25 protein-coding genes and 2 pseudogenes are annotated in these 22756 nt (G+C 69.3%); 9 read left to right on the forward strand and 18 right to left on the reverse strand.

Annotated features, from left to right (window positions below; all coding sequences use genetic code 11):
• The first annotated feature begins 61 nt into the window (after nt 1-61).
• Genes ABD466_RS18240 through ABD466_RS18250 form a run of 3 tightly spaced genes read left to right on the forward strand, consistent with a single transcriptional unit; the run spans nt 62 to nt 2339 of the window.
• On the forward strand, nt 62-508 hold the full coding sequence (locus tag ABD466_RS18240; RefSeq protein ID WP_344658278.1) for an ATP-binding protein: 447 nt from the start codon (nt 62-64) through the stop codon (nt 506-508).
• Nucleotides 496-1134 carry an ATP-binding protein gene (locus ABD466_RS18245; protein WP_344658279.1) on the forward strand — a complete coding sequence of 213 codons (639 nt, stop codon included), beginning with the start codon at nt 496-498 and terminating at the stop codon, nt 1132-1134. The genes ABD466_RS18240 and ABD466_RS18245 overlap by 13 nt, the downstream gene beginning before the upstream one ends.
• Nucleotides 1131-2339 (forward strand): SigB/SigF/SigG family RNA polymerase sigma factor, encoded by a 1209-nt coding sequence (locus tag ABD466_RS18250; RefSeq protein ID WP_344658280.1) that lies wholly within the window; start codon nt 1131-1133, stop codon nt 2337-2339. Before ABD466_RS18245 ends, ABD466_RS18250 begins: the two co-directional genes overlap by 4 nt.
• 79 nt (nt 2340-2418) lie before the next feature.
• On the opposite strand, the gene ABD466_RS18255 is transcribed toward ABD466_RS18250, so the two are convergent.
• Nucleotides 2419-2868: a response regulator gene (locus tag ABD466_RS18255; protein WP_344658281.1), complete on the reverse strand. Its 450-nt coding sequence runs from the start codon at nt 2866-2868 to the stop codon at nt 2419-2421.
• Nucleotides 2869-3041: 173 nt separating this feature from the next.
• Between ABD466_RS18255 and ABD466_RS18260 the strand changes: the two genes are divergently transcribed.
• Nucleotides 3042-3491 (forward strand): hypothetical protein, encoded by a 450-nt coding sequence (locus ABD466_RS18260; protein ID WP_344658282.1) that lies wholly within the window; start codon nt 3042-3044, stop codon nt 3489-3491.
• A 117-nt stretch (nt 3492-3608) separates the two neighbouring features.
• On the opposite strand, the gene ABD466_RS18265 is transcribed toward ABD466_RS18260, so the two are convergent.
• Entirely contained in the window at nt 3609-3803 is a 195-nt protein-coding gene (locus ABD466_RS18265; protein WP_344658283.1) for a hypothetical protein, read from the reverse strand.
• A 162-nt stretch (nt 3804-3965) separates the two neighbouring features.
• Here ABD466_RS18265 and ABD466_RS18270 point away from each other — a divergent pair, with 162 nt between their 5' ends.
• Complete coding sequence (locus tag ABD466_RS18270; RefSeq protein ID WP_344658284.1) at nt 3966-4589, forward strand: hypothetical protein; 624 nt, start codon at nt 3966-3968, stop codon at nt 4587-4589.
• 465 nt (nt 4590-5054) lie between these two features.
• Here the strand turns inward: ABD466_RS18270 and ABD466_RS18275 are convergent, their stop codons facing one another.
• From ABD466_RS18275 to ABD466_RS18285, 3 genes are all read right to left on the reverse strand, one after another.
• Complete coding sequence (locus ABD466_RS18275; protein WP_344658285.1) at nt 5055-6623, reverse strand: serine/threonine-protein kinase; 1569 nt, start codon at nt 6621-6623, stop codon at nt 5055-5057.
• A gap of 162 nt (nt 6624-6785) precedes the next feature.
• Entirely contained in the window at nt 6786-7973 is a 1188-nt protein-coding gene (locus ABD466_RS18280; protein WP_344658286.1) for a cytochrome P450, read from the reverse strand.
• A 4-nt stretch (nt 7974-7977) separates the two neighbouring features.
• Nucleotides 7978-8433: a 2,4'-dihydroxyacetophenone dioxygenase family protein gene (locus ABD466_RS18285; RefSeq protein WP_344658287.1), complete on the reverse strand. Its 456-nt coding sequence runs from the start codon at nt 8431-8433 to the stop codon at nt 7978-7980.
• Nucleotides 8434-8546: 113 nt separating this feature from the next.
• Here ABD466_RS18285 and ABD466_RS18290 point away from each other — a divergent pair, with 113 nt between their 5' ends.
• Nucleotides 8547-9470: an SCO4651 family lipoprotein gene (locus ABD466_RS18290; RefSeq protein WP_344658288.1), complete on the forward strand. Its 924-nt coding sequence runs from the start codon at nt 8547-8549 to the stop codon at nt 9468-9470.
• A gap of 38 nt (nt 9471-9508) precedes the next feature.
• Here ABD466_RS18290 and ABD466_RS18295 read toward each other — a convergent pair whose 3' ends face one another.
• On the reverse strand, nt 9509-10396 hold the full coding sequence (locus tag ABD466_RS18295) for an RNA polymerase sigma-70 factor (RefSeq protein ID WP_344658289.1): 888 nt from the start codon (nt 10394-10396) through the stop codon (nt 9509-9511).
• Between the two features lie 157 nt (nt 10397-10553).
• Between ABD466_RS18295 and ABD466_RS18300 the strand changes: the two genes are divergently transcribed.
• The 3 genes from ABD466_RS18300 to ABD466_RS18310 all read left to right on the forward strand — a co-directional run bounded on the left by ABD466_RS18300 (nt 10554) and on the right by ABD466_RS18310 (nt 14010).
• A complete protein-coding gene (locus ABD466_RS18300) occupies nt 10554-12086 on the forward strand; it encodes an MFS transporter (protein ID WP_344658290.1) in 1533 nt (510 codons plus the stop codon).
• A gap of 64 nt (nt 12087-12150) precedes the next feature.
• The gene (locus ABD466_RS18305) at nt 12151-13485 is read left to right on the forward strand and encodes an RNA polymerase subunit sigma-70 (RefSeq protein ID WP_344658327.1); all 1335 of its coding nucleotides are present in this window, start codon (nt 12151-12153) and stop codon (nt 13483-13485) included.
• Between the two features lie 42 nt (nt 13486-13527).
• A complete protein-coding gene (locus ABD466_RS18310) occupies nt 13528-14010 on the forward strand; it encodes an SRPBCC family protein (protein ID WP_344658291.1) in 483 nt (160 codons plus the stop codon).
• A gap of 144 nt (nt 14011-14154) precedes the next feature.
• On the opposite strand, the pseudogene ABD466_RS18315 reads toward ABD466_RS18310, so the two are convergent.
• The 12 genes and pseudogenes from ABD466_RS18315 to ABD466_RS18370 form a co-directional block, all read right to left on the reverse strand.
• Nucleotides 14155-14370, reverse strand: a pseudogene (locus ABD466_RS18315) (flavodoxin); the annotation flags it as partial.
• A gap of 75 nt (nt 14371-14445) precedes the next feature.
• Entirely contained in the window at nt 14446-15567 is a 1122-nt protein-coding gene (gene sufD, locus ABD466_RS18320; protein ID WP_344658292.1) for a Fe-S cluster assembly protein SufD, read from the reverse strand.
• A gap of 128 nt (nt 15568-15695) precedes the next feature.
• Entirely contained in the window at nt 15696-16451 is a 756-nt protein-coding gene (locus tag ABD466_RS18325) for a hypothetical protein (RefSeq protein WP_344658293.1), read from the reverse strand.
• The gene (locus ABD466_RS18330) at nt 16417-17007 is read right to left on the reverse strand and encodes a hypothetical protein (RefSeq protein ID WP_344658294.1); all 591 of its coding nucleotides are present in this window, start codon (nt 17005-17007) and stop codon (nt 16417-16419) included. The genes ABD466_RS18325 and ABD466_RS18330 overlap by 35 nt, the downstream gene beginning before the upstream one ends.
• A 4-nt stretch (nt 17008-17011) precedes the next feature.
• A complete protein-coding gene (locus tag ABD466_RS18335) occupies nt 17012-17236 on the reverse strand; it encodes a hypothetical protein (protein ID WP_344658295.1) in 225 nt (74 codons plus the stop codon).
• Between the two features lie 73 nt (nt 17237-17309).
• Nucleotides 17310-17579: a hypothetical protein gene (locus ABD466_RS18340; protein ID WP_344658296.1), complete on the reverse strand. Its 270-nt coding sequence runs from the start codon at nt 17577-17579 to the stop codon at nt 17310-17312.
• Complete coding sequence (locus ABD466_RS18345) at nt 17576-17785, reverse strand: hypothetical protein (protein WP_344658297.1); 210 nt, start codon at nt 17783-17785, stop codon at nt 17576-17578. Before ABD466_RS18345 ends, ABD466_RS18340 begins: the two co-directional genes overlap by 4 nt.
• A gap of 92 nt (nt 17786-17877) precedes the next feature.
• A complete protein-coding gene (locus tag ABD466_RS18350; RefSeq protein ID WP_344658328.1) occupies nt 17878-18504 on the reverse strand; it encodes a DUF5753 domain-containing protein in 627 nt (208 codons plus the stop codon).
• Nucleotides 18505-18531: 27 nt separating this feature from the next.
• Nucleotides 18532-18732 (reverse strand): annotated as a pseudogene (locus tag ABD466_RS18355) (helix-turn-helix domain-containing protein); the annotation flags it as partial.
• A gap of 7 nt (nt 18733-18739) precedes the next feature.
• Nucleotides 18740-19270, reverse strand: coding sequence for a DUF6879 family protein (locus tag ABD466_RS18360; protein WP_344658298.1), 531 nt, complete (start codon nt 19268-19270; stop codon nt 18740-18742).
• Nucleotides 19248-19481: a hypothetical protein gene (locus tag ABD466_RS18365; RefSeq protein ID WP_344658299.1), complete on the reverse strand. Its 234-nt coding sequence runs from the start codon at nt 19479-19481 to the stop codon at nt 19248-19250. The genes ABD466_RS18360 and ABD466_RS18365 overlap by 23 nt, the downstream gene beginning before the upstream one ends.
• 230 nt (nt 19482-19711) lie before the next feature.
• Nucleotides 19712-22600, reverse strand: coding sequence for a TIGR02391 family protein (locus ABD466_RS18370; protein ID WP_344658300.1), 2889 nt, complete (start codon nt 22598-22600; stop codon nt 19712-19714).
• Nucleotides 22601-22756: the final 156 nt, after the last annotated feature.

Raw genomic sequence — 22756 nt, forward strand, 5'->3', positions numbered from 1 at the left:
CGCGTGATCCCCGATCGCTACCGACGATATCGGGTCCTGTTACGGCTGGGAATCAGGCGCGATGAGTCCGCGCCGCCTCGCCCAGATGCGCCTGGCCCCCGGGCCGTCCGCCCCCGGCCGCGCGCGCCGCTTCCTGGAGGACACCTGCGGCCGATGGACCGCCCTGGACTTCGTCGCCGACGCCGCGCTCGTGGTCAGTGAGCTGGTCACGAACGCGGTACGGCATGCTGGGACCGAGATGCGGATCGCCCTGGAGTTACGTGACGGCACGCTCACCGTGAGCGTCCACGACGGCGGGCCGGGCCTGCCGCGCGTGATCCCGGCGGCCGAGCGCCGGCTCGGCGGACGCGGGCTGGCGATCGTGGTCCGGCTCGCCGAGGCGTGGGGCGTGGCGGTCGGCGACGACGGCGGCAAGGCGGTGTGGTGCCGGCTGCGGCCCCGGGCCGCGGCCGCGGTGGGGGCGCAGTGGGCGCGGTGGAAGGGGAGTCAGGACGCATGGAGCGTTTGAACGACGGCGGCGGAGCCGGTGGGACCGGCGCGATCGGCGGCATCAGCGGAACCGGCGCGGTCGGTGACGGGTTCGATGCTGAGGGTGTCGACGGCGGGCCGGAGGCCGGACCCGGAGCCGGAGACGCGTTTAGCCCGGGTGTCGATGTGGAAGCCGGAGTCGGGGAACGCGGGACGAGTGTCTTGGAGGTCGGCGTGGACGGAGTCGGGATCGGGGACGGAGCAGTGCCGGTGACGCTGCGGATCCCCGCCGACCGCGATTTCGTGGTGCTGGTCCGCTCGGCGGCCGGGCACCTCGGGGCCCGGGCCGGCTTCTCGATGGCCGAGATGCAGGACTGGCGGCTGGCCGTCGACGAGGCCTGCGGCCTGCTCCTGCTGCCCGACGAGGTCGACGCCACCGGGGAGGAGCTGGAGTGCGTGTTCCGGCTCGGCCGGGACGGCGTCGGGGTCACGGTCTCCGCCGAGGCCCGGCCCGGCTCCAAGCCGCAGGTCGGCGGATTCGGATGGTCGCTGCTCGCGGCGTTGGTGGACAGCCTGACCTGGGCCGAGGAGGGCGGCCGGGTGCGGGTGGACATCGTGAAGCGGGCTTCGGGCGCCGAGGACGGCCGCCGGGCGGAGGCGCGGTGAGCGGGGGCGTGCGCGGGTCCGGTCCCGGCGCCGGCGACGTCGCGGACGATCGCGGCGGGCGCACCGGGGCGCGGGAACCGACGGTGCGCAGGCGCGGGGTGCGCGGAGGCGACAGCGGGGACGAGAGAGCCGGCGCGGTCGGCGACATGAGTGTGCCCGGCGACCTCGGTGTGCCCGGTGTGCCCGGCGACCTCGGTGTGCCCGGCGGGATCGGCGCGACCGGCGGTGACCCCGCGGATCAGGGGCCGGAGATACCGGGGCAGGCGCAGCGCGCCGGCCGCGACAGGCCGTCCGCCTCCGGCCGCGAAACCCTGCCCGACCGCGACGAACACCCCCTGGAGCTGCACCCCGAACTGACCACCCGCCGCTTCCCGGCGCCCCGCTCCGGCGGCGCGCCCCGCGACCGTGCCGAGCACCGGGCCGCGATCCACCGGCGTTTCGAGGAGCTCGCGGCGTGCCCGCCGGGCGGCGCGCGCCATCGGGTGCTGCGCGACGAGCTGATCGCCGAGCACATGAACTACGCGCGCTACGTCGCCTCGCGGTTCAGCGTGCCCGCCGACAACGCCGAGGACCTGGAGCAGGTCGCGTACCTGGCGCTGATCAAGGCGGTCGACAACTTCGACCCGGCGCGCGGCACCGCGTTCCTGGGCTACCTCACGCCGATGGTCACCGGCGAGATCAAGCGCTACTTCCGCGACGCCACCTGGGACGTGCACGTCCCGCGCCGGATGCAGGAGCTGAGCCTGGCCCTGCACGGCGCGCCGGCCGAGCAGCTGGAGCGCCGCCTCGGGCGCTCGCCGACGATCGCCGAGCTGGCCGAGCACCTCGGCGCGCAGCCGGAGGAGATCGTCGAGGCCTTCGACGCCTCGGCCGCGTACAGCGCCACCTCCCTGGAGCGGCCGCTGGTGCCGGGCGACGAGCAGGGCGCGAGCCTGGGCGAGACGCTCGGCGAGGACGATGACGCCTACCAGTGGGTGGTGGACCGCGAGGCTCTGAAACCGCTGCTGGCCGCGTTGCCGGAGCGGGACAAGCGGATCCTGCTGATGCGCTTCTTCCGCGGGATGACGCAGAGCCAGATAGGCGCCGAGCTCGGCGTGTCGCAGATGCAGGTGTCGCGCTACCTGACCCGCATCCTGGGCACGCTGCGGGACGCGGTGCTGGTCGACGACGACGGTGCGGACGCCGGCGGGGAAGCGCCGTCTTGATCGCGTCCTGATCGCGTCCTGATCGCGTCCTGAGCGCGTCCTGAGCGGGTCTCGGGCCCGGGCCCGGGTTCGTCCGGGGCTACCCGATCAGCGCGTGCAGCACGCGCAGCAGGAGCTCGACGTCGACCGGCTTCGGGACGTGCTCGTCCATGCCGGCGGCCAGACACTTGGCCCGGTCGGCGGCCGACGCCTCGAACGTCACCGCGATGATCGGGAGGCCGCCGCAGCCGTCCAGCCCGCGGATGGCCGCGGCGGTGGCGTAGCCGTCCACGTCCGGCATCGCGATGTCCAGCAGCACCGCGCGGATCCCCGGGTCCTTCCGCAGCACCGCGATGCCCTCCCGCCCGGTGGCGGCGTGCACGACGGTCAGGCCGCGCAGCGCCAGCGCGCTGCCCAGCGCGTAGACGCCGCGCGGGTCGTCGTCGACGATCAGCACCTTCTGGCCGTCGAAGGCGGGCGGCGCGGGCCCGGCGGGGGCGCGGGGCGTGCCGGCGGCCGGGGCGCGCCGGGCGTCGGGATGGTCCGCCATCCCCCCATCCTCCGCTGCCGGCGGGAGTTTGAGAACACTGATTCGCGCCGATTGGCGCGCGGTGGAGCGGGTAACGGTCGCGTTCGGGCCCCCGTGAGTGCCCGGTCCAAGGCTCCGCGGGAGCGCGGACCGGGAGCTGTGGGGATGGTCGTCGTGTTGTGGAGCGTGACACCATGCTGATTTTTCTCATCGTCTTGTTGGTGGTGGCCGCCGCCGCCGCGGCCGCCTGGTTCCTGGGCCCGCCCGCGTGGCGGGAGTCGGTGACCGGCTCGGTCGGCGGATTCGGCTCGCGGATCGGGAGGTTCATCGAGAGCGGCCGGGCCGCGGACCACCCGGCGGCCGGTGCCGGCGGTGCGGCCGCGACACCGCCCCCGCCCCGGTTCACGGACGGGGACCGGGCCTATCTGAACGGTGTGTGGAAGCACGTGGAAAGCACTTTCGTGTCCAATCCCCGCGTGGCGGTGGACCTGGCGCACAGCACGGCGTCCGGATTCTTCACCGCGCACGGGGTGGCGGTCGACGGTCTGCCGGAAGGTCTGGACGGCCAGGAAGAGGACACCGAGACCCTGCGGCTGCGGCTGCTCGCGATCAAGGCGTGGTCGGACCGGGAGGCCGCGCGCTGAGCCGGCGTGGCTGCCGTCGCCGTACCCGGCAGCCACGCCGCCGTTCCATGGCGCCCGCCACTGCCGATGCCACGAGGGCGAAGGTCGCCTGATGCGGCATCAGCGGCATCAGCGGTATCAGCGGCGCAGCCAGCCGCGCCGCGACCCGCCCGGCCGCCAGCCGGCCTGGAACCCGAGCAGGTGGACGGCCAGGCACGCCAGCCCGGCGAGCATCAGGCTGGTGGGGCTGAACCACGCGCTGCTCACCGAGGTCGCGGTGCCGTTGACGATGAAGGCGATCACGAACAGCGCGACCGCCGCGAATCCGAACATGAGCCGCTCCTTCCCGGTCATGGCTCCGTCTGCTCCGCCCGTTTCCGGACGGCCCCGCTTCCTCACCGATAACCCTGCGGGCGGTTTCAAACCGTGTGACCGGGTAGCGGGGCTGGGGGCGCGGTGCCGAGGCGGACCGCGCAGGCAGTGAGGAGGCTGCTCATGAGCACCACGCAGGAAAAGGAGAGTCCGTATGAGATCGGCGTGGGCGTGGCCTGCGCCGACGGGGACTGCGGCCAGCTGCACCGGATTCTCATCGATCCGGCCAGCCGCGCCATCACCCACCTCGTGATCGGCAAGGACGTGCACGCTGCGCGCCTGGTCCCGGCCAGCCTGGTCGACCACGCGCAGGCCGACGGCATCCGGCTGATCTGCACCACCCTCGACTTCGACCGGCTGGAGCCGGCCGAGGCCACCGAGGTCATCCAGCCGCCCAGCCCGCCGACCGGCAGCATGCCGGCCAACGGCGGCGCCCTCGGCGGCTACGGAGGCCGCGCCAAGCCCGAGACGGTCACCTACGACCGCGTCCCCGCCGGCGAGGTCCAGCTCCGCCGCGGCGAGCGCGTCCACGCCGCGGACGGCGACATCGGCCGTGTCCAGGGCCTGGTGGCCGCACCGGACCTCCACGTGACCCACATCCTGTTGACCGAGGGCCACCTGTGGACGAAGAAGGAGGTGGCGGTCCCGATCCGCAACGTCGTCGACGCCACCTTCGGCGTCCAGGTCGACCTGACCCGCGAGGAGGTCAAGGATCTCCCCCCGGTCGACCTCGCGAGCATCAGCTAGCACCACGGACGGCGGCGCGCACCGCGCGGTGGCCGAAGGACTGGCGCGTAGTGCGGCGCCAGACGGGGAGCCACCGCCGGCCGGGCGCACCGCACCGGAGGGCCGGCCCATTCGGCCGCACCGGACCGAAGCGAACCCGGGACCGCAGGCGGGTGCGGGCCCGGGTTCGCTGCGCTCAGTGTGGGGGCGGCGCGGCATGGCGCGCACGTCCTGCGCGGGCTTGATGGTTACCGGTGGAGGTCGCGGCGGAGCGGCGGGGCTTACGAGGTGGCGAGGCGCGAGGCGCTGAGCTGGGTGTTCGTCGCGGCCGCCGGACGGGTGGGGCTGGTGTGGCGAAGGGGTGGCGGACGGAATGCGGGTTAGCACTGAGGGACCTTTTGAGGTCGCGGGGCGGCCGGGGGTCGGTTTTCGGGGGATTCGCGGGGACAGCGGTCTGCGACCGGGTCAGCACTCGCCGACCCGTCCTCACGGCGCCCGGCGTCCAGCCCCTCCCGTGCGGCTCGCACTCGCCGACGTCGGCGCCGCGCTGTGGGACGCCGACGAGCTCGGTGTCGTCGACGGCGTCGAACTCGGCGTGCTGCTCGGCGTGGTCGACGGCGTGGAGCTCGGCGCGCTCGAAGCGCTGGAGCTGGATGTCGTCGTGGTCGGCGACACGGTGTTCGTGCTCTGGGCCGTGGTGGGCGCCGTCGGGACGGAGGAGTTGCTGGTCGCCGTCGGCGAGGGCGCCGTCGAGGTGGTGGCCCTGGTCGGGGTCGAGGTGTGGGCTGAGCGGGGGAGCGGTGCCGAACTCGTGCTGGCACCACCGGTGACCGAAGCGGCCGGCGGGGTGCCGGGGTTGTGGCCGCCGCTGCGGAGTACGAGGACCAACGCGGTCGACAGCGCCGCGATGACCGCCACCGCGAGCACGCCGACCACCCAGCCCGCGCCGCCCGCGCCCCGGGCCTCCCGCGGCGGCTCGCCGACGCCCACGCGCTCGCTCGGCGGTGCGCCCGCCCGATCCGGCGGCAGCACCAGGGTCTCCGGCGCCGGCGCCTCGATCCGTGTCTGGCGGGTGCCGGGCTCCACGGGTGCTCCGGCCGCTGCGTGTCTTCCAGTCCCCGCCGCGTGCCGGCCGTTCCCGGCAGGCGTGTCGCGCTCCGGGAACACCGCGATCCCCTCGTAGTCGAGGATCTCGGCAGCGTTCTGCGCTATGGCCGCGGTCAGCGCCGCGGGGAGCCACGGACCCTCCGGCTTCGCCGCCGTGTGCCGGATGATCTGCGCCGTCGTCGGGCGGTGCGCCGGGTCCTTCTCCAGGCACGCGCGAACCAGAGGCACCAGGCGGTCCGGGACGGCGTCCAGGTCCGGTTCGGCGTGACCGATGCGGTACAGCAGGGCGTGGTCGGGGCCGGCACCGAAGGGGTTGTGGCCGGTGGCGGCGTAGGCGAGGACGGTGCCGAGGGAGAACACGTCGGTGGCGCCGGTCAGGCTGTGGCCGCGGGACTGCTCAGGCGACATGAAGCCCGGGGAGCCGACGATGGTCCCGACGTCGGTGCGCGTGTAGTCCGTCGCCGCGGTCACCCGGGAGATGCCGAAGTCGATCACCCGCGGCCCCTCGACCGCCAGCATCACGTTCGACGGCTTCAGGTCGCGGTGCACGACGCCGGCCGCGTGGATCTCCGCCAGCGCCCGCGCCAGGCCGCCGGCCAGCACCAGCAGCGAGCCCTCCGGCAGCCGCCAGCCCTCGGCCACCGCCGCGCGCAGCGTCTGCCCGGACACGTACGCCGTCGCCAGCCACGGCATCGCGGCTTCCGGGTCGGCGTCCACCACGGGCGCCGTGTGCGGCCCGGACACCAGCCGTGCGGCCGCCACTTCCTGCCGGAACCGGCGCCGGAACTCCGGGTTCCCGGCCAGCTCCGGCTTGACCGCCTTGACCGCGACGGTGCGGCCGCCGCGGGTGCGGCCCAGGAACACGTGCCCCATCCCGCCCGAGCCCAGGCGTGCGATCAGCACGTAGGGCCCGACGGTACGCGGATCGCCGGGCTGAAGGGGTTGCACCTCGCGGACCTCCCCGGTCGGGCGCTGTCTTCTCGCTGTCTTCTTGTGGCGAAGCACAGCATCGCAGCGGACTGCGGCAGCAGCCGGGAACTGATACCCGCGACGCGCCCGTATCCACCCGAACGAGGCATGATCGGTGCGAAAAGCATGCGCGCCGACGACTCACGACACGGTCAGCACGACCTCCCGCAGCCCGAACACCACCGGCGACCCGTTCCACACCGGCGCACCCGCGACATCGATCCGCACCCACCGGTCCAGCGCCTCCTCCAGGACCAGCCGCAGCTCCAGCCGGGCCAGGGGCGCGCCGAGGCAGAAGTGGGGACCGTGGCCGAACGCCAGGTGCGGGTTGTCGGTGCGGGTGACGTCGAAGGCTGTGAGATCCGGACCCGCCGTGCCGGAGCTGGAAACGGAGCTGGAAACGGAGCTGGAAACGGCACCGGCGTCGAACCCCGCCGCCCGATAGTCCAACAAGACGCGCTCGCCCACCGCCACCGGGCAGCCGTCGGCCATGGCGCCCGTCCCGGAAGCCGTCCGCAAGAAGTGCCGCACCGGCGCCGTCCACCGCAGCACCTCCTCCACAGCGCCCGGCACCCGCGTCCGATCCGCACGCAGCAACCGCCACTGCTCCGGACGCTCCGCGAACGCCAGCAACCCGCCCGAGATCGCATGCCGCGTCGTCTCGTTCCCGGCCACCAGCAACTGCACGAGGAACATCGCCAGCTCCGCGTCGGACAGCTGCTCGCCGTCCAGCGTCGCCGCCGCCAGCCGCGACACCACGTCGGATTCCCCGGCCGGCTCGTTCCGCCTCCGCTTGGCGATCCCGACCAGGTACCCGAAGCACTCGCCCATCAGCGCCCGGCGCTCCTCCTCCGGCAGCTCGGTCGCCCCGGGCACCGCCGCGTCGGACCACGCCGCGAAGCGCTCCAAGTCCGCCGCCTCCCCGCCGACCCCCAGCAGCTCCGCGATCACGGCGAGCGGCAACGGCAGCGCCAGCCGTGTGACGACGTCGAACGGCTCCCCGGGTGCCACGCCGTCCAGCAGCGCCCGCACCCGCCCCCGGATCGCCGGCTCCAGCGCCCGCACCACCGGCGGCGCGAACGCCGGCTGCACCAGCCGCCGATAGCGGGTGTGCTGGGGCGGGTCGGAGTGCAGCAGTGTCCTCGGCACGCCGTCGGCGGGCGGCACGTCCGTCACGAGCACGCCCTGCCCGGAGCAGAACGAGCCCGGGTCGCCGCACACCGCGACCACCCCGGCGTGCGTCGCGACGCGACGCAGGCCGTGCGCGGCGGCGTATGCGGCGAGGTCCGGACCGGCCTGCCCCTCCGGCCCCTCCCGCCCGCCGCTCACGTCCTCACCCCAGCACCCCGCTCGGCGGCTCGAACCCCTGTGCCTCGCACAACTTCTGGTACGCGGCCAACGTGCTGCTCCCGTCGGTGACGGACTCCACCGAGCCGTCCTCCGCCAGGTTCAGATTCGCGCCCTCCATCACGAACACCACGTCCGTCAGTTCCGTGTTCTCCTCCGGAACCGTGAGCGTGTGCACGGAGTTCGCGGGCTCGAAGATGAACGTCCCGGCCGTGTAGTCGATCCCGTACTCGGCATAGCGCCAGCGGCCTGCGATCGTGAACCCGTGCACGGGCCCGGTGTGTCGATGCCGCTGCACCACCGCCCCGGGCTTGAAGCGGTTGCGCACCACCCACACCCCGGTGTCGGCATTCACTCGCAGTACTTGCAGCCCGACCTTGTCTATCCATACCCACGGCACGTCTTCTTCGCGGACGTGCCCGACCATCGGCAGAAGCGTCACGCGGCGCACCGTAGGTCGGGTTGCGTGAAGCCACAAGAGCTGCCGGGCCCGGTCCCCGCCGTCCGGTCCTAGGATGCGTACAGCAGTTCTCGTCGACGGGGGTGGAGAATCCCATGCGGTATCAGCGGGTCGTTTCCGGATTCGCCGTGGCGGCGGCCTTCGTGCTCACCGGCACCGCGTGCTCGTCGGGTGGCACCGCCGGCGCGGGTACCGCGCCCGCGGATCCGGCCGCCGCTGGTGCCCGCGCCCAGGGCCTGACCGCCCTGGCCAAGATGACGGCACCTCAGGCTGTGGCGCAGACGACCAAGGCGGTGACCGCCAGGCAGAGCGTGAAGATGCACATGGTCGTGACGATGCCCTCGTTGACCGAGACCGCCGACGGCGCCATGAACTACGGCGGCGATGTGAAAGCGGACGTGACCATGACGATGTCCTCCACCGACCCGAAGGCGGGGGCCCTGTTCGCGAAGATGGGCACGATGGAGATGCGCATCATCGGCTCAGTCGGCTACGTCGACATGGGCAAGGACCCGGAGTTCGCCGACGCGTTTCACGGCAAGCCCTGGGTCAAGGTCGACTTCGGCCAAGTGGACAAGGTCCCCGCGCTGAAGTCGTTCTCCTACCTGAAGGACATGACCAAGAACCAGGACCCCGGCGCCCAGCTCGACGCGCTCCTGGCCTCGCCCGACCTGAAGCTCGTCGGCACCGAGCAGCGCGCCGGCGTCCAGGCACTGCACTACTCCGGCGTCGTCTCGCCGGACGACGTCCTCAGCGCCACGAAGGCCGGATCCGGCCTCACACAGCAGGATCTGGACTCCGCCAAGGCCCTGATGCAGCAGTCCGGGGCCACCAAGGCCGACTTCGACCTCTGGATCGGCGGCGACGGCCTGCCGGTCGCGATCACCTTCAGCGAGGACACGAAGGCGGGCAAGGTTTCCGGCGACGTGTCGTACAGCGACTGGGGTGCTCCGGTCGCCCCCACGGCGCCGCCCGCGGACCAGACCGCCGACCTCGTGCAGATCCTGGGCGGGCACTGACGAAGGGTCTTCGGTCGTCATGACCCTTCTCACCCACGTCACCGACTCACCGCCGTCTCCCGCTCCAACCACACCAACTTCTCCGGATTCCGCACAACATAGAGTCCACTGATCAACCCGTCATCGAACCGGAACGTCAGCACGCTGTCGATCTCACCGCCGACCCGGACCAGCAGCCCCGACCCCCCGTTGACCTGGATCGGCTCGACCGATCGCGGAAGTCCGCCGGTGAACCAGCGCCTGGCCGCCAACCGCGCCACCTTCCCGGCCCCCACGATCGGCCGGGGCAAGGCGTGGCGGACCCCGCCGCCGTCGCTCAGTGTGACGATGTCCGGTGCCATGACGTCGAGCAGCCGCTGCAGGTCACCGGTCTCCACCGCGCGCTGGAAAGCGTGGAGCACCGCCTGGTTCTCCGCCCTGCTGACGGTCCCGCGCGGTCGGCGCGCCGCCACGTGGTCGCGCGCACGGTGGGCGATCTGCCGGACCGCGGCCGCCGTCTTGCCGACGGCTTCGGCGATCTCGTCGTAGTCCAGGCCGAAGACCTCGCGGAGCACGAACACCGCGCGTTCCGTCGGTGTCAGCGTCTCCATCACCAGCAGCATCGCCATCGACACGCTGTCGGCCAGCTCCACGTCCTCGGCCACGTCCGGAGTCGTGAGCAACGGCTCCGGCAGCCAGGGCCCGACGTACGACTCCTTGCGCCGTCCGAGCGCCCGCAGCCGGTCGAGCGCCTGGCGGGTCACGACCCGCACCAGGAAGGCGCGCTGGTCCCGCACCGTCTCCAGATCGACCGTGGTCCAGCGCAGCCACGTCTCCTGCAGCACGTCCTCGGCGTCGGTGGCGGAGCCGAGCATCTCGTAGGCGACCGTGAACAGCAGGTTGCGATGGGCGACGAAGGCGTCGGTCGCCGGATCCGGGGTAGCCATGCGCACAAGACGTTCGTTCCGAACCGTTTGTGACGCTGCCTGGGCGTGGCCCACGTCACACCGCCTGCCCTGTCACACCTCCGGGGAACCCGTCGTCTCGTGACCGCCGGGACGCTCCGCGTTCCGCGTCTCGCAGTCCCAGACGAAGGAGGAGATCGTGGCAGCACAGAGTGCAGCCTCCGCAGGCGGGCCTTTCGCGGTGCGGCCCGCCGGCGCGGATCCGAGACGGTGGCTGATCCTCGCGGTCATCGCCGTCGCCCAGCTCATGGTCGTGCTCGACCTGACCGTCATGAACCTCGCGCTGCCGTCGGCACAGCGCGCGCTGAAGTTCTCCACCGCCGACCGGCAGTGGGTCGTGACCGCCTACGCGCTGTCCTTCGGCGGCTTGCTGCTGTTCTGCGGGCGGCTCGCCGACCTGATCGGTCGCCGGACCACGTTCCTCGCCGGTCTGGTCGGCTTCGCGGCCGCGTCGGCTGTCGGCGGCGCCGCGGTGAACTTCCCGATGCTGGTGACGGCGCGCGCCTGCCAAGGCGTCTTCGGCGCCCTGCTCGCGCCGTCCGCGCTGTCGCTGCTGGCCACGACGTTCCGGGACCCGAGGGAGCGCGCCAAGGCGTTCGGCGTCTACGGCGCGGTGGCTGCCGCCGGGGGCGGGCTCGGGCTGCTGGTCGGCGGGGCGCTGACCTCCTCGCTGTCGTGGCGCTGGTGCATGTACATCAATGTGCTGTTCGCCACCGTGGCGGTGGTCGGCGGCGCGCTGCTGATCGGCCGGCAGGACAAGACGCCGGGCGGCCGGCTCGACGTGCCGGGCGTGGCGCTGGTGTCCAGCGGGATGTTCTGCCTGGTCTACGGCTTCGCCAACGCCGCGTCGCACACCTGGGGCACCCCCTCCACCTGGGTGTTGCTCGCGGCCGGCGGCATGTTGCTGCTGGCTTTCGCGGCGTGGCAGTCCCGGGCGGCGCATCCGCTGCTGCCGCCGCGCGTGGTGCTCGACCGCAACCGGGCCGGCGCCTATCTCACCGTCCTGATCAGTGGCGGTGCCATCTTCGGGGTCTTCCTGTTCCTCGTCTACTACATGCAGGTGACCCTGGGATACTCGGCGGTCCGCTCGGGTACGGCCATGCTGCCGATGGTGGCCGTCAGCGGCGTCATGGCCAACGTCGGCAACATCAAGCTGCTGCCGCGGATCGGGCCCCGGCCGATGGTCGTGGCCGGGATGCTGCTCAACGCCTCCGCGATGGTCTGGCTGACGCGGATCGACGTGCACTCCGGCTACGGGTCGGCGCTGCTCGGACCGCTCCTGGTGAACGGCGCCGGGATGGGGCTGATCTTCGGGATGATCGCCGCCACCGGCACCTTCGGCGTGGCGCCGCGGGACGCCGGTGTGGCCTCGGCGAGCATCAACACCGGCCAGCAGCTCGGCGGCTCGGTCGGCACCGCGCTGCTCAACACCATCGCCGCGGGCGCGAGCAGGGACTATGTGGCGGGGCACCCGCACGCGCAGCCGGGGCCGGCGCTGTTCCAGGCCGCCGCGGTGCACAGCTACGCCACGGTGTTCTGGTGGTGCGCCGGGATCTTCGTCCTGGGTGCCGTCGTCGGCGGCGTGATGTTGCGGCGCGGCCCCCTGGCGCAGCCCGAGGGTGCCGCTACGGCGGAGGAGGCACAGGTGGTGTTGCTCGACACCGCGGTGTGATCGCCGGGCCGAAGGGCTAAGTTTTTCGTAACGGCTGACTGCGGTGACGAAAACGGTGGCGCGGATGGTGGACGGCGGCAGGTGCTCGGTGTGCGGGGCGGCTCTGCCACCGCGGGGGCGTGGTCGCAGGGCCGTGTACTGCTCGGCGGGCTGCCGCCAGCGGGCGTACCGGGAGCGGACCCGTCCCCAGGCCGACAAGGACCCCGCGACGCTGGTCGCGGACGTGGAGCGCCGGGCCCGGGAGATGGTCCTGGACCCGGCCGCCGTGTTCCGGAAGGAGGTCGAGGCGCTCAGCGGGGTGGTGCGGGAGCTGCGGAAGGTGGCCCTCGCCGTCAAGGAGGACCGGGCCCGCGAAGAAGAACCCGGACCAGGCCCGTCGGAAGAAGCCTTCGCCGACCTCCTGACCAGCCACCGCCGTCATCTCCACCTCCTGTGCTATCGCATGGTCGGGTCCTACGACGACGCCGACGACCTGCTGCAGGAGACCTTCCTGCGGGCCTGGCGGGACCGTGACTCCTTCGAGCACCGCTCGGCCGCGCGCACCTGGCTGCACCGCATCGCGACCAACGTCTGTCTCGACCACCTGCGGCGCACCGGCCGCCGTCCGCAGCGCTACACCCCGCTGCCCGGCATCGACTCCGGCCCCGGTGAGCCGCCGGAGCGGATGCCCTGGTTGCAGCCCTATCCCGACCGCCGTCTCGACGACATCCTCGACGAGATCCCGGCCGTCGACGAGTCCACGGCGCCCGAGTCCGCCGCCGTCTCCCGCGAGACCCTGGAACTGGTGTTCCTCGCCGCGCTGCAGCACCTCCCACCCAGGCAGCGGGCCGTGTTGATCTACCGGGACGTGCTCGGCCGGCCGGCGGAGGAGACCGCCGGGATCCTCGCCATGTCGGTCCCCGCGGCCAACAGCGCGCTGCAGCGGGCGCGGCAGACGCTGCGTGAACGCCTCCCGGCGCGGCGCACCGAATGGACGGCGGCCGGGCGCACCCGCGAGGAGCAGGACATCGTCGAGCGCTACGTCTTCGCGGCCGAGCACGCCGACCTGGCGATGATGGCCGAGTTGCTGAGCGCGGACGCCGTGCTCACCATGCCCCCGAACGCGGTCTGGTTCACCGGCCGCGAGGCGATCCTCGCGCAGGTCGCGGCCACGTTCGATCCGGCGTCGCCACGGTTCTTCGGCCGCTGGCGCTTCGTCCCCACCGCCGCCAACCGCATGCCGGCGGTGGCCGGATACGTGCAGCGACCTGGGACGTCGGTCTACCGCGCGCACAACCTCGACGTGCTGCGCGTCGAGAACGGACGGATCGTGGAGATCACGACCTTCGAGACCCATCTGATCGCCGCCTGCGGCCTGCCGCTGACGCTGCCGATGAGAAATCCCGTGGCCGACGTCTAACCCTTTCGACAAGACGGCGTACAGAGAACTGGAGTCACCACGATGACCACCGAGCCCCGCAAGGCCACCATCGAGCAGGACTACCCGGCCACCCCCGAGCGCGTCTGGGAGCTGTGGACCACGGCGTCCGGCATCGAGCGCTGGTGGGCTCCCGACGGCTTCGAGGTCCGCGTCGACCACCTCGACCTCCGCCCCGGCGGCACCCTGACCTACACCATGACCGCGACCGGCCCGGACCAGGTGGCGTTCATGGAGGGCGCGGGCCTGCCCCTGAGCACCACCTCGACGAAGACCTTCACGATCGTCGAGCCGCACAGCCGCCTGGCCTACACCACCCTCGCCGACTTCATCCCCGGCGTGACCCCCTACGAGTTCCTGACCGAGGTCGAGCTGACCCCGAGGGACGGCGGCGTCCACGTGACGATGACGGTCGACGAGATGCACGACGAGGAATGGACCCAGCGCCTGGTCGGCGGCCGGCAGAACGAGCTGGCGAACCTGGGGAAGCTGGTCGGCCAGAGCTGATCGCGTTCCTTTGAGGGCCCGGCTCGCCGCGGCGAGCCGGGCCCTCATCAGGTCTCACAAGGAAGCGGAACCGTTTCGGCGCGCGGCCGCGCAGGAGCCGGGCGATCTGGCCGGCGGCGAACCCCGCGATCGGATGCTGGAACCTCAGGGCATCAGCCCGGCCGCGACGGTCGCGCCCAGTTCCCAGCAGGCTTCCAGGTCGGTCTTCGCCGGCGTGCCGGTCACGGTCACCGGCTGGAACACCCGCTCCCACCCCATCCCGCCGGCGATGGACTCGATCGCCCGCAGCGCCCCGCCGGTGTCGTTGTTGCCGTGGATGTAGGCGGCGTAGGGCAGCTTCTTCGTGGCGTCGAGACAGGGGCCGGGTCGCTTTCATAACGATCTGCGACCTGCCCGCGATCTCGGCGCGGGGAGTTCTTGATTGTTCGCGCCGGGCTAAACCCGGTCGAGAACGCCGGCAGCTACACGCGAAGGGCTCCGGCCGACGTGCTCCAACTCGCTCTCGATGGCGTCTCGAACACTCTCTTCGACGGACTCCACACCGATGCGTCGGATGACCTCGTTGAAGAAGCCACGCAACACCAGGCGTCGGGCCTCGTGCTCAGTGATGCCGCGAGCCATCAGGTAGAACAGCTGCTCGTCATCGAAGCGGCCGGTCGCGCTCTCGTGACCGGCGCGCTGAATGTCGCCGATCTCGATCTCCATGTTGGGTACGGCGTCGGCGCGGGCTCCGGGCGACAACAGGATGTTGCGGTTGGCCTGGTAGGAGTCGGTGCCTTCGGCCCCGGCTCGGATCAGCGCGTTTCCGATCCACACGCTACGGGCGTCGTCTCCGTGTGCTGCGCACTTGTAGTTGATATTGCTGCTGCAGCGCGGTCCCACGTGGTCGGCAACGGGCCGGTGCTCGAAGAACTGCCCGTCGTTCGCGAAGCACAGGCCGTTGTGGTCGGCGGACGCGCCGGGTTCGGAGAACGTGAGCGTCGGGCTGATTCGCACCAGGCTTCCGCCGAGAGTCACGACCGTGTGGCGCAGGCGTGAGAACCGTCCGAGGCCGGTGTGGTGAGCGGACACGTGAACGGCGTCGTCTTCCCACTGGTTGAGGAAGACCACGTTGAGGTCTGCGCCCTCGTCCAAGATGACTTCGACGTTCTCGGCGTACGTGCCAGAACCCCGGTAGTGGACGATGATCGTTGCCCGGCTGTTGCGGCCAGCGTGGATCGCGACGTGACCGAAGGCCGTCCGCCCAACGCCTTGACCCGTCACCACGAACGAGGCTGGCGCCTCCAGAACGGCGTCCTCAGGGATCGACACCGAGAGCCCGTGACCGAACCTCCGCCATGCCTGCGCAGCGATACGGTCGGCAGGCGCGACCACGCGACCGAAGGCGGCGTCACCGGACGGAGCCACGCGGACCTCAACCGGGCTGTCAGACGCCTCGCGACCGTAGAGGCCGTTGTCCGTCGCCAGGGCCGAGCCGTCGAGCAGCCCGCGGAGCGGGGCGAGCGGGGTGTAGCGCCATTCCTCCTCGCGGCCGGTCGGCATCTCGAAAGCTTCCACGTCTCGGGACGTGAACCTGTGGATCTTCGACAGCGGGAGCAGATCTCCGTGACCTTCGGTAGTCAAAGCATCCTCCTGAGCGACTTGTTTTTCGTCATGCAACTGTAGCGAAAATCCAGAGCGCCGCATCACGGGCGGGTGAGCACCACGTAGATGACGGCCGGGTACGTCGAGGCGAACGCCCAGACGAAGCAGTTGAGCCCCATGACGATGGCAATGATCAGGTGGAAGCCAAGGCCCGCCCCGATCAGCACAGGCAGCATCCACGAGGGGGCCAGCAGCACCAACGGGAAGCCCGCTTCGGCGCTGATCATCGCCCGCGAGAGCCAGCGACATGCCGTCGTATGGCTGTCGAGCCAGCGTGCGGCCCCCTCGTTGCCCCAGGTCCGCGTCCGCATGACGCCGAGGAGCGCGGTCCCGTTCCGCCAGTCGCCGTGGAGGATCTTCGCAAAGCCCGAGGTGAAGTACGACAAGGCCACCTGAGCGGCGATGAACCACAAGGCCATCCGCTGACCACCGAAAGTCGCAGCAAGCGCCAGCGCTCCGCAGACGAGGAGGAAGACCTGATCCGAGCCCTCTCCGCCATACGGTGTCCTGAGCCCGCGCAGGGCCAGAGAAAGAGTGACGACCCACAGGAGCAGCGCGCCGAGCGCGCCATCCGGCCCAGTGAGTGCGAGGACGGCAGCCGCGACCGTGCGGACAGCGATGACCACGAGGTACTGAGGGTGGTCCAGCGCCAGGGAGAAGGCGCGGCCGGTCCAGCCCGCGGCGCTCCACGACCGGCGAAGGCGGAGCACGCGCCAACTGTTCCAGGACACATCGTTCGTGGCCTCGGGCCGCGCCAGGATCTCAAGCGAAGAGATGACGACCCCGATTCCGACCACGATCTCTGTGATGCGAGTTGCGCTCGCTGGAGTCATCGCGCTCCCCAAGGCTATGAAGATCCGATTTGTAGACGACGCTCGGCTCCTCGGTGCTCAGAACGCCGTGCGAGATCGCCAGGACGAACTGAACGTGCGACGCGGAAGGGTCCTGTGACGCGGCGTCCGTGATGTGGTTGAGAATCGCGAGGTACGGAAGCGACGTCTGAACCGCCCGCGGCTTGCCCTCGTCGAAGCGGTACGCGACCGCCATCACGTCAGACAGGATCTTGAAGGCTCGACGGTCCGGGTTCCACACGACATGCCACCAGCACCGTTCCGGAGGCCCGGCTACCTGGCTCCACGGTCCGTGCTCGCCGTCGACGACGGTCCGCATGAGGAGGTGAAAGTCGTGCTGAACCGGCTGGGGCGCGAAGAACTTGAAGTTCGGGATCAGCCCGAAAACGTCCCGCGCCCGCAGCCGGTCCAGCGGTCGTTCACCCCAGGGAACCGTCAGCTGACAGGCGGCCGACAGGCCGAACCACACCGCCAGAACGGCGGCCACGATGACGGTCCCCATGGCGTCAGGCCGCGATCAGGGCCGCGTGCCGGACGCCGAGCAGGGAAACGAGGCCGGCGTCCTGGCGGGTCGAGTCCACCAGGCCGATGGCGCGCATGTCCGCCTCGGTGAAGCAGTTGTTCGCGCAGACCGTGACCTGGCCCGTGGTGGTCACCTCGGGCGAACCGGCGAAGATCCGCTTGACCTGTGGGTCCGGACCGATGGCCAGTGCGATGTTGTGCTGTGACATAGCTGTCCTCTCTCTATCGGTGAGCTGGGACGACCGACCAGGACGAACGCCTGATCGGAACCTAGGGAGGTCATTACGCGGCGGGTCGGTCGACGAGCGACAGGTCACGCGGCTCGATCAGCCAGGCGTGGGCGTCTGCCGCGCAGCCCGGCGTGACCGGCCAGAGCAGGACCAGCGGGACGCAGCACAGCGTCATGACGGTGGTCTCGTCGCAGCCACGCGGGTCGCGCTTCTCAAGAACCTCGTACAGCTCGGGACGCTCGCGGATGGTCACGATGTCGCCGGCCTCGAAGTTGTCGATCAGGGCATCGACCTCAGCGACCAACGCGGCGCGCTCGGTCATGGTGTACTCGCGATCGCGATGCGGACCTCGATCAGCGTGTCCACGGGCATTGGTCGAGACTGCGAGCCGTCCGTGTAGCAGAGCGAGACCCACGCGCCGGACGGGCTGAGATCCAGGGCCGGGTTGTCCAGCTCCGTCGAGTCGGTCATCGAGCCGGGCTTGAGGACCAACGTCCCCGGCTTCAGCTCACCGGCCTTCTTGTTCACGCCTTCTCCTTGGTCCGGGGGTGGTGTACCAAGGAACGACGGTAGGAGGGTGCTGATCTGGGGATCAAACAACTTCTACAGACTTGCGAAACTCACCCAAGAGCCTCAATTGCCGCGGTGATGAGCTTGGTCGCGTCGCGGCCGTAGACCGCCATACTCCCGAATCGGCTGAACGCAGACTCGTAACTCTGGATCTCGCTCGGGGCCGTGACCGTCACGAAGGCCGCGAGGAGTTCGACCTGAACCTCCGCCTCGTCGAAGATCATGAACGTCTCGACGGTCCACATGCCCTGATCCCGTTGAGAGCCTGACGGGATGATGCCGAGAACAACGTTCGGCCTCCCCAGGATCGTCAGGAGAGAGCCGAGCTGCGCGGTCATCGTGTCAACGTCGCCGAAGCGGTTGCGGAGTACGGACTCCTCGATCAGGAAGACACAGCGGTGGTAGCCATCGTTGACGACCTTCGAGCGCTCGACTCGGGCCGCGACTGCCGCCTCAACGTCGTTCACGATGCCGCGATAGTCCACGATGGTGGACATCAGCGCCGATGCGTAGTCGGGGGTCTGGAGCAGGCCGGGGATGACATTCGAGGTGTAAACCTTGATGACCTTGGTCCGCTCGTAGAGCGGGATGTACTGCCGCTGGGACTGCCTCAGACCTTCGCGCTGGATTCGGCTCCAGGAAGCGTACGAAGACTCGGCGGCCTTGCTGGCGGCCACGAGATCAGCGGCTTGGGAGTCAGCATCACACGCCGTACACCACAGGCGGATGTCTGACTCGGAAGGCGGGGTAGTCCCGCTGAGCAGCCGAGAGGACTTCGACTCGTGCCAGTTGCAGCGCCGCGCTACCTCGCGGGCCGAGATCCCCGCGTCTTCCATCAACTCACGGAGCCGTTGAGCTACGACAGCGCGAGCCTGTTGGGCGCTGGAGAGCGGGGATCGGGCCACGGACGGATCAGAGCGTGATCTGGTCGTGAGGCGTGGCTAGGTTCCACACCTGGTCGAAGGACGTTCGGCAGAGTGAGATGACCTCTTGGTCCTCTGTGTATTGGGGATCGGCGAGGCCGCCTTCCCCGGTGAACAGGTTGAAGCGGACCGCCTTGTCATCGATCAGCCAGAAGTCGTTTCCGGGGAGGGCCAGGCCCGAAGCCTTCGAGCGCGGCAGCCACCGGACGTCTTCGCCGGCATCGACGACCGCCTGAGTGCCGGAGTGCTCGAACCGGACGTACTCGGATGCCGGCTCGGAGTAGATCCGGGCACGGCGGACAGCGACTCCCTTGCTTGTGACCTCACGAATCAGGTCGAGCCACGGCTTCCAGTAGTCGGACTCCGGGTCGATCTCGCGCTGATAGCCAGCCTCACGCCACGCGGCGATCTGCTCGACCTCACGGCCTACCGCGTAGGAGTCGCGCATCTCCAGATGGAGCGCCGAGTACTCGGCCGAGCGAAGCAGCTCATTGAAGTCAGGGACCTTCAACCGCGTCACACGCCTTCCTGATGAGGTCAACCATTCGAGCCGGGATGCGGATCACGTCCTCGTGGTCCGGGATGGCACCGATGGACAGGCACTCTCCGCGCGTAGCCCCGTCCACCTTCCAACCCTGGATCACGAAGTCCTTCGTCGCGTCATCGACCCACACGTTGGGGCAGTTCCCTTGCTCCGAGTTAGGGTCGGTGCCGATGTGACGCAGCGCCATGATGCCCTCCGTACGCCGAGTGTTGCTAACTGTGGGCACAGCCTTGCACGCAGTCGGTCATGGACGCCAGGAACTTCTACAAGCTTGCACAAGGCGATCTACGCAGGTCAGCCCACATGCCATCTCTCAGCTTGTCGCTGTCCGAGGGAGGCGGGAACTGTGGCGACTCAGGTGATCGGTGAACTGAGAACCTTCGGCCATCGCTTGTGCCAGTTCCGCCACCGTGGCGGCTACGACAGGATCCGATAGACGGAACCGTTCTCGGCGAACTCCGCAACGTACAGTGTCCCATCTGCGCTCTCGGTGAGAGCATCTGGATAGCGTAAGCCGTTAACGACAGGCACCAACGCCTGGCCGTCTAGCCGCAACACCCTTCCCCCATGGAAGTCGGTAGCGTATACGCCACGCGAAGTAGAGGCGACGGCGCTCAATGACCAGGAGACGGGCTCGGTCAAGAGCTCTTCAGGTTCCTCGGGATGTTCAGGATCAAGACGCCAGAGGTGCAGAGTTCCGGTGCCGGCCACTGCAAGAAGGCTGTTACCTGCTTCGTGCGGACACAAGTAGGTGACGGCCTGGGGAGCGGTGCCGAGGAGAACGGCATCGCCCTCAAGAGGGACACGATAGAGCGTCCCCGAATGCATCGCGACGATGAGATCGCTTCCGTGCCAAGCGAGTGCGGTGATGGTGCCGTCTGGCTCCGGCTTTTCCAGCACGCGGCTAGCGGCATACTCCGAGATGGCCGTAAGAACGTGAATGTTGGGCTCGCCGTAGAGCAGTACCGCAAGGTTGCCATCCGACGAGGAGGCGATAATATTGCAGCCTCCATACATTGGCGGGCGAAGAGGTAAACTCGCACCAGCACTGAAGCGGCCGTCAGAGACATTCACGCGCCATAGTTGTGATTCACGAGTAGCCAACAGCAAGCCCGTTTTCGCCCACGCCATACTGGTAACTGGCGGCAAGCCTGTGATCCACTCGGCAACCGTGTCACGCGAATGAGCGGCGACTTCAATATCCGACTCCGCATACAGTCCGTCGCATTCAACATGCGCTACGAATTTCCCAGGCCCTTTCACGAAAATAGCGCCATCGTTCCATGCTGCAACGCTCTTGTCTGGGGTTTGAACCTTGACATCATGAAGAGGTTCGGCCCATGTGACAGTACCGTCAGTTTTCCAGGCAAGGACGCGCAGCGGAGCCCTTTCTTTGGGGCGCACTTTTAGCCTGGGAGGCTCAAGGGTTACGCGAATGGTACGCGGCGCATGGGCTGCGGACTGTGGGTCACCATCGAAGAGCGTGGAACTGCTGAAGACTTCGTAGGCTGGTTCCATATGGTGTCCGCGTGCCCACGCTCTTGGCAGCGACACGGACGTGTCCCACTTCCAGCTCACGTAGTCCCCTGGCACGTAGCGCCGCTGCGTTGGTACGACCCTCTGGCCCCGGACTCCAGCCTCTTGCACCGCGAGACGCAGCCCCGTTGACGTGTGCGGTGTTGTGCATGCTGCATCGGCGAACAGCGGGATATCGATCTCCTCGACGCGGTACCAGCTTGAGCCTGAGGGCTTCCGCGCAAGCCAGACCGATGTGGCTGGGCTCTGGCGGGTACCGTCGATTAGCACTACATCGTGTTCACCTGGCAGAACCTCTGTGATGGAAACAGTGATTGTGTCAGTTGTTCGCCGCAGGATCGTAGCGGGACGTTCGTCGATCAGCACTTCTGTGGTCGGCGTGCCTCGCGCGACGCGCAGAGTCAGCGTCTCGACATCCTGGTCGTACCCTTCAACCCCAGGCGCAACGGCCATGTCGCGGTCGAGTAGGTCCAACAGCACACTTGCATGCGCGAGAAGGCGCAGACACTCATGGGCAGTACGGCATGGAAGGGATGGTTTCGACTTATGCGCACGGTCCCCTCGAATCAGGCCGATTGCACCGTCGAACAACTGGAAGAGTCTCAGCTGATCGCCGCCGCGGCGGGACACCGAGATTCGATGCTCTCCGTCGGATTCGAAGGCCAATGTCAATAGGTTCCGTCCGATCGCATCGGTCAGACCAGTACGGTTTTGAACGGCCTGTTCAACGTAGCGGAACGCCTCGAAGACTGCATCGTCGTAGCGTCCACCCTCGAACGCGGCCGTACACAGAACTGCGATCTCAGCGCGTAGCACTGTAAGCAGCGGCGTGAGAGCACGAGGGCTATCGCCGCGAACCCCGGCTTCGCCACGCGGAATATCCCGTTGTGATGGAGTGTCCGGCTCCCCGGTTCCCGATGGCGACGTCGAGCGCGATGCGCTGTCTGCGTCGGGCTGATCTGTAGCTTGGGAAGAGACTCCCTCCTGCGGCGACTGCTGGACCAGAGATAGGCCGTCCTCACCAACAACGTTTAATGAGTACGGAAAGGTTGCCGGATACGTAGTCAGAAACGGTGACGTTACCGAGTACGTGTACGCAGGCGGGGGCTGCGTTGCCGCAACGACCTTGGGGCTCTCCCTGATCAGTAGATCGCTAAGGCCACTCAGGTCTCGGTAGCCGCGTACTCGTCTGCGATCGACTTGGAAATACCAATCCCATGGGGTTTCGCTTTGGTAGCCACCACCGCCCCAGAACCCAGGGACTGCCCCCGCGAGCACACGCAGTCGCACCATCTCGGCGCGGGCTGGACCGAACCGCGGGTCTTCCAATGCATCGAGGGCGGAGGTCACGTTCCCTGTCGCAGGCTCCGGTCTGGGTCCAAGATCGAGGCCTAGAACTGTGGCGTACTCGGAGCTGGTTACGGCCAGGTTGGCATCAATCGGCTGGGTTTGCTCATAGTCGGCGATCCAGCGCAAGAACTTTGCGACACGTTCCAGGTCAGGCGGTCCGTCTGTGCACTCAGCGACACCGAGCAGCGTCAATCGCATCTCATCGGTGTCCGCGAAGCCATGCTTGCCCCAGTGGCGCAGCAGGAGATGCGCGGGGATCGCTAGCAGAGCAGGCTGGGTGTCCGCGATATGTAGCTCGCGGTCCATGTACAGGTCGAGCTTGCGGTACGTCGGCCAGTCGCCCAACGGAAAGGTCAGGCGATAGATCAAGTCGAGGATCTCCCGCTGTGTCGCATCGATCTCGGCCACGTCGGTCAGCATCCGCACATTGTCTCGCGTAAACGGGCCTGCGAGCGGCACATTGGCAAACGCCACGGGACGCACATCGTGATCAAGGTTGGACGCTACGCCCAGCGAAACCCCGCCGCGGCTCAGCTCGCCGTTCCGGCCTGGCGTCCTGTGCCGACGAGTCCGATC

Source organism: Catenulispora subtropica (genome assembly GCF_039531675.1).
In the GTDB taxonomy this organism is placed as follows: domain Bacteria; phylum Actinomycetota; class Actinomycetes; order Streptomycetales; family Catenulisporaceae; genus Catenulispora; species Catenulispora subtropica.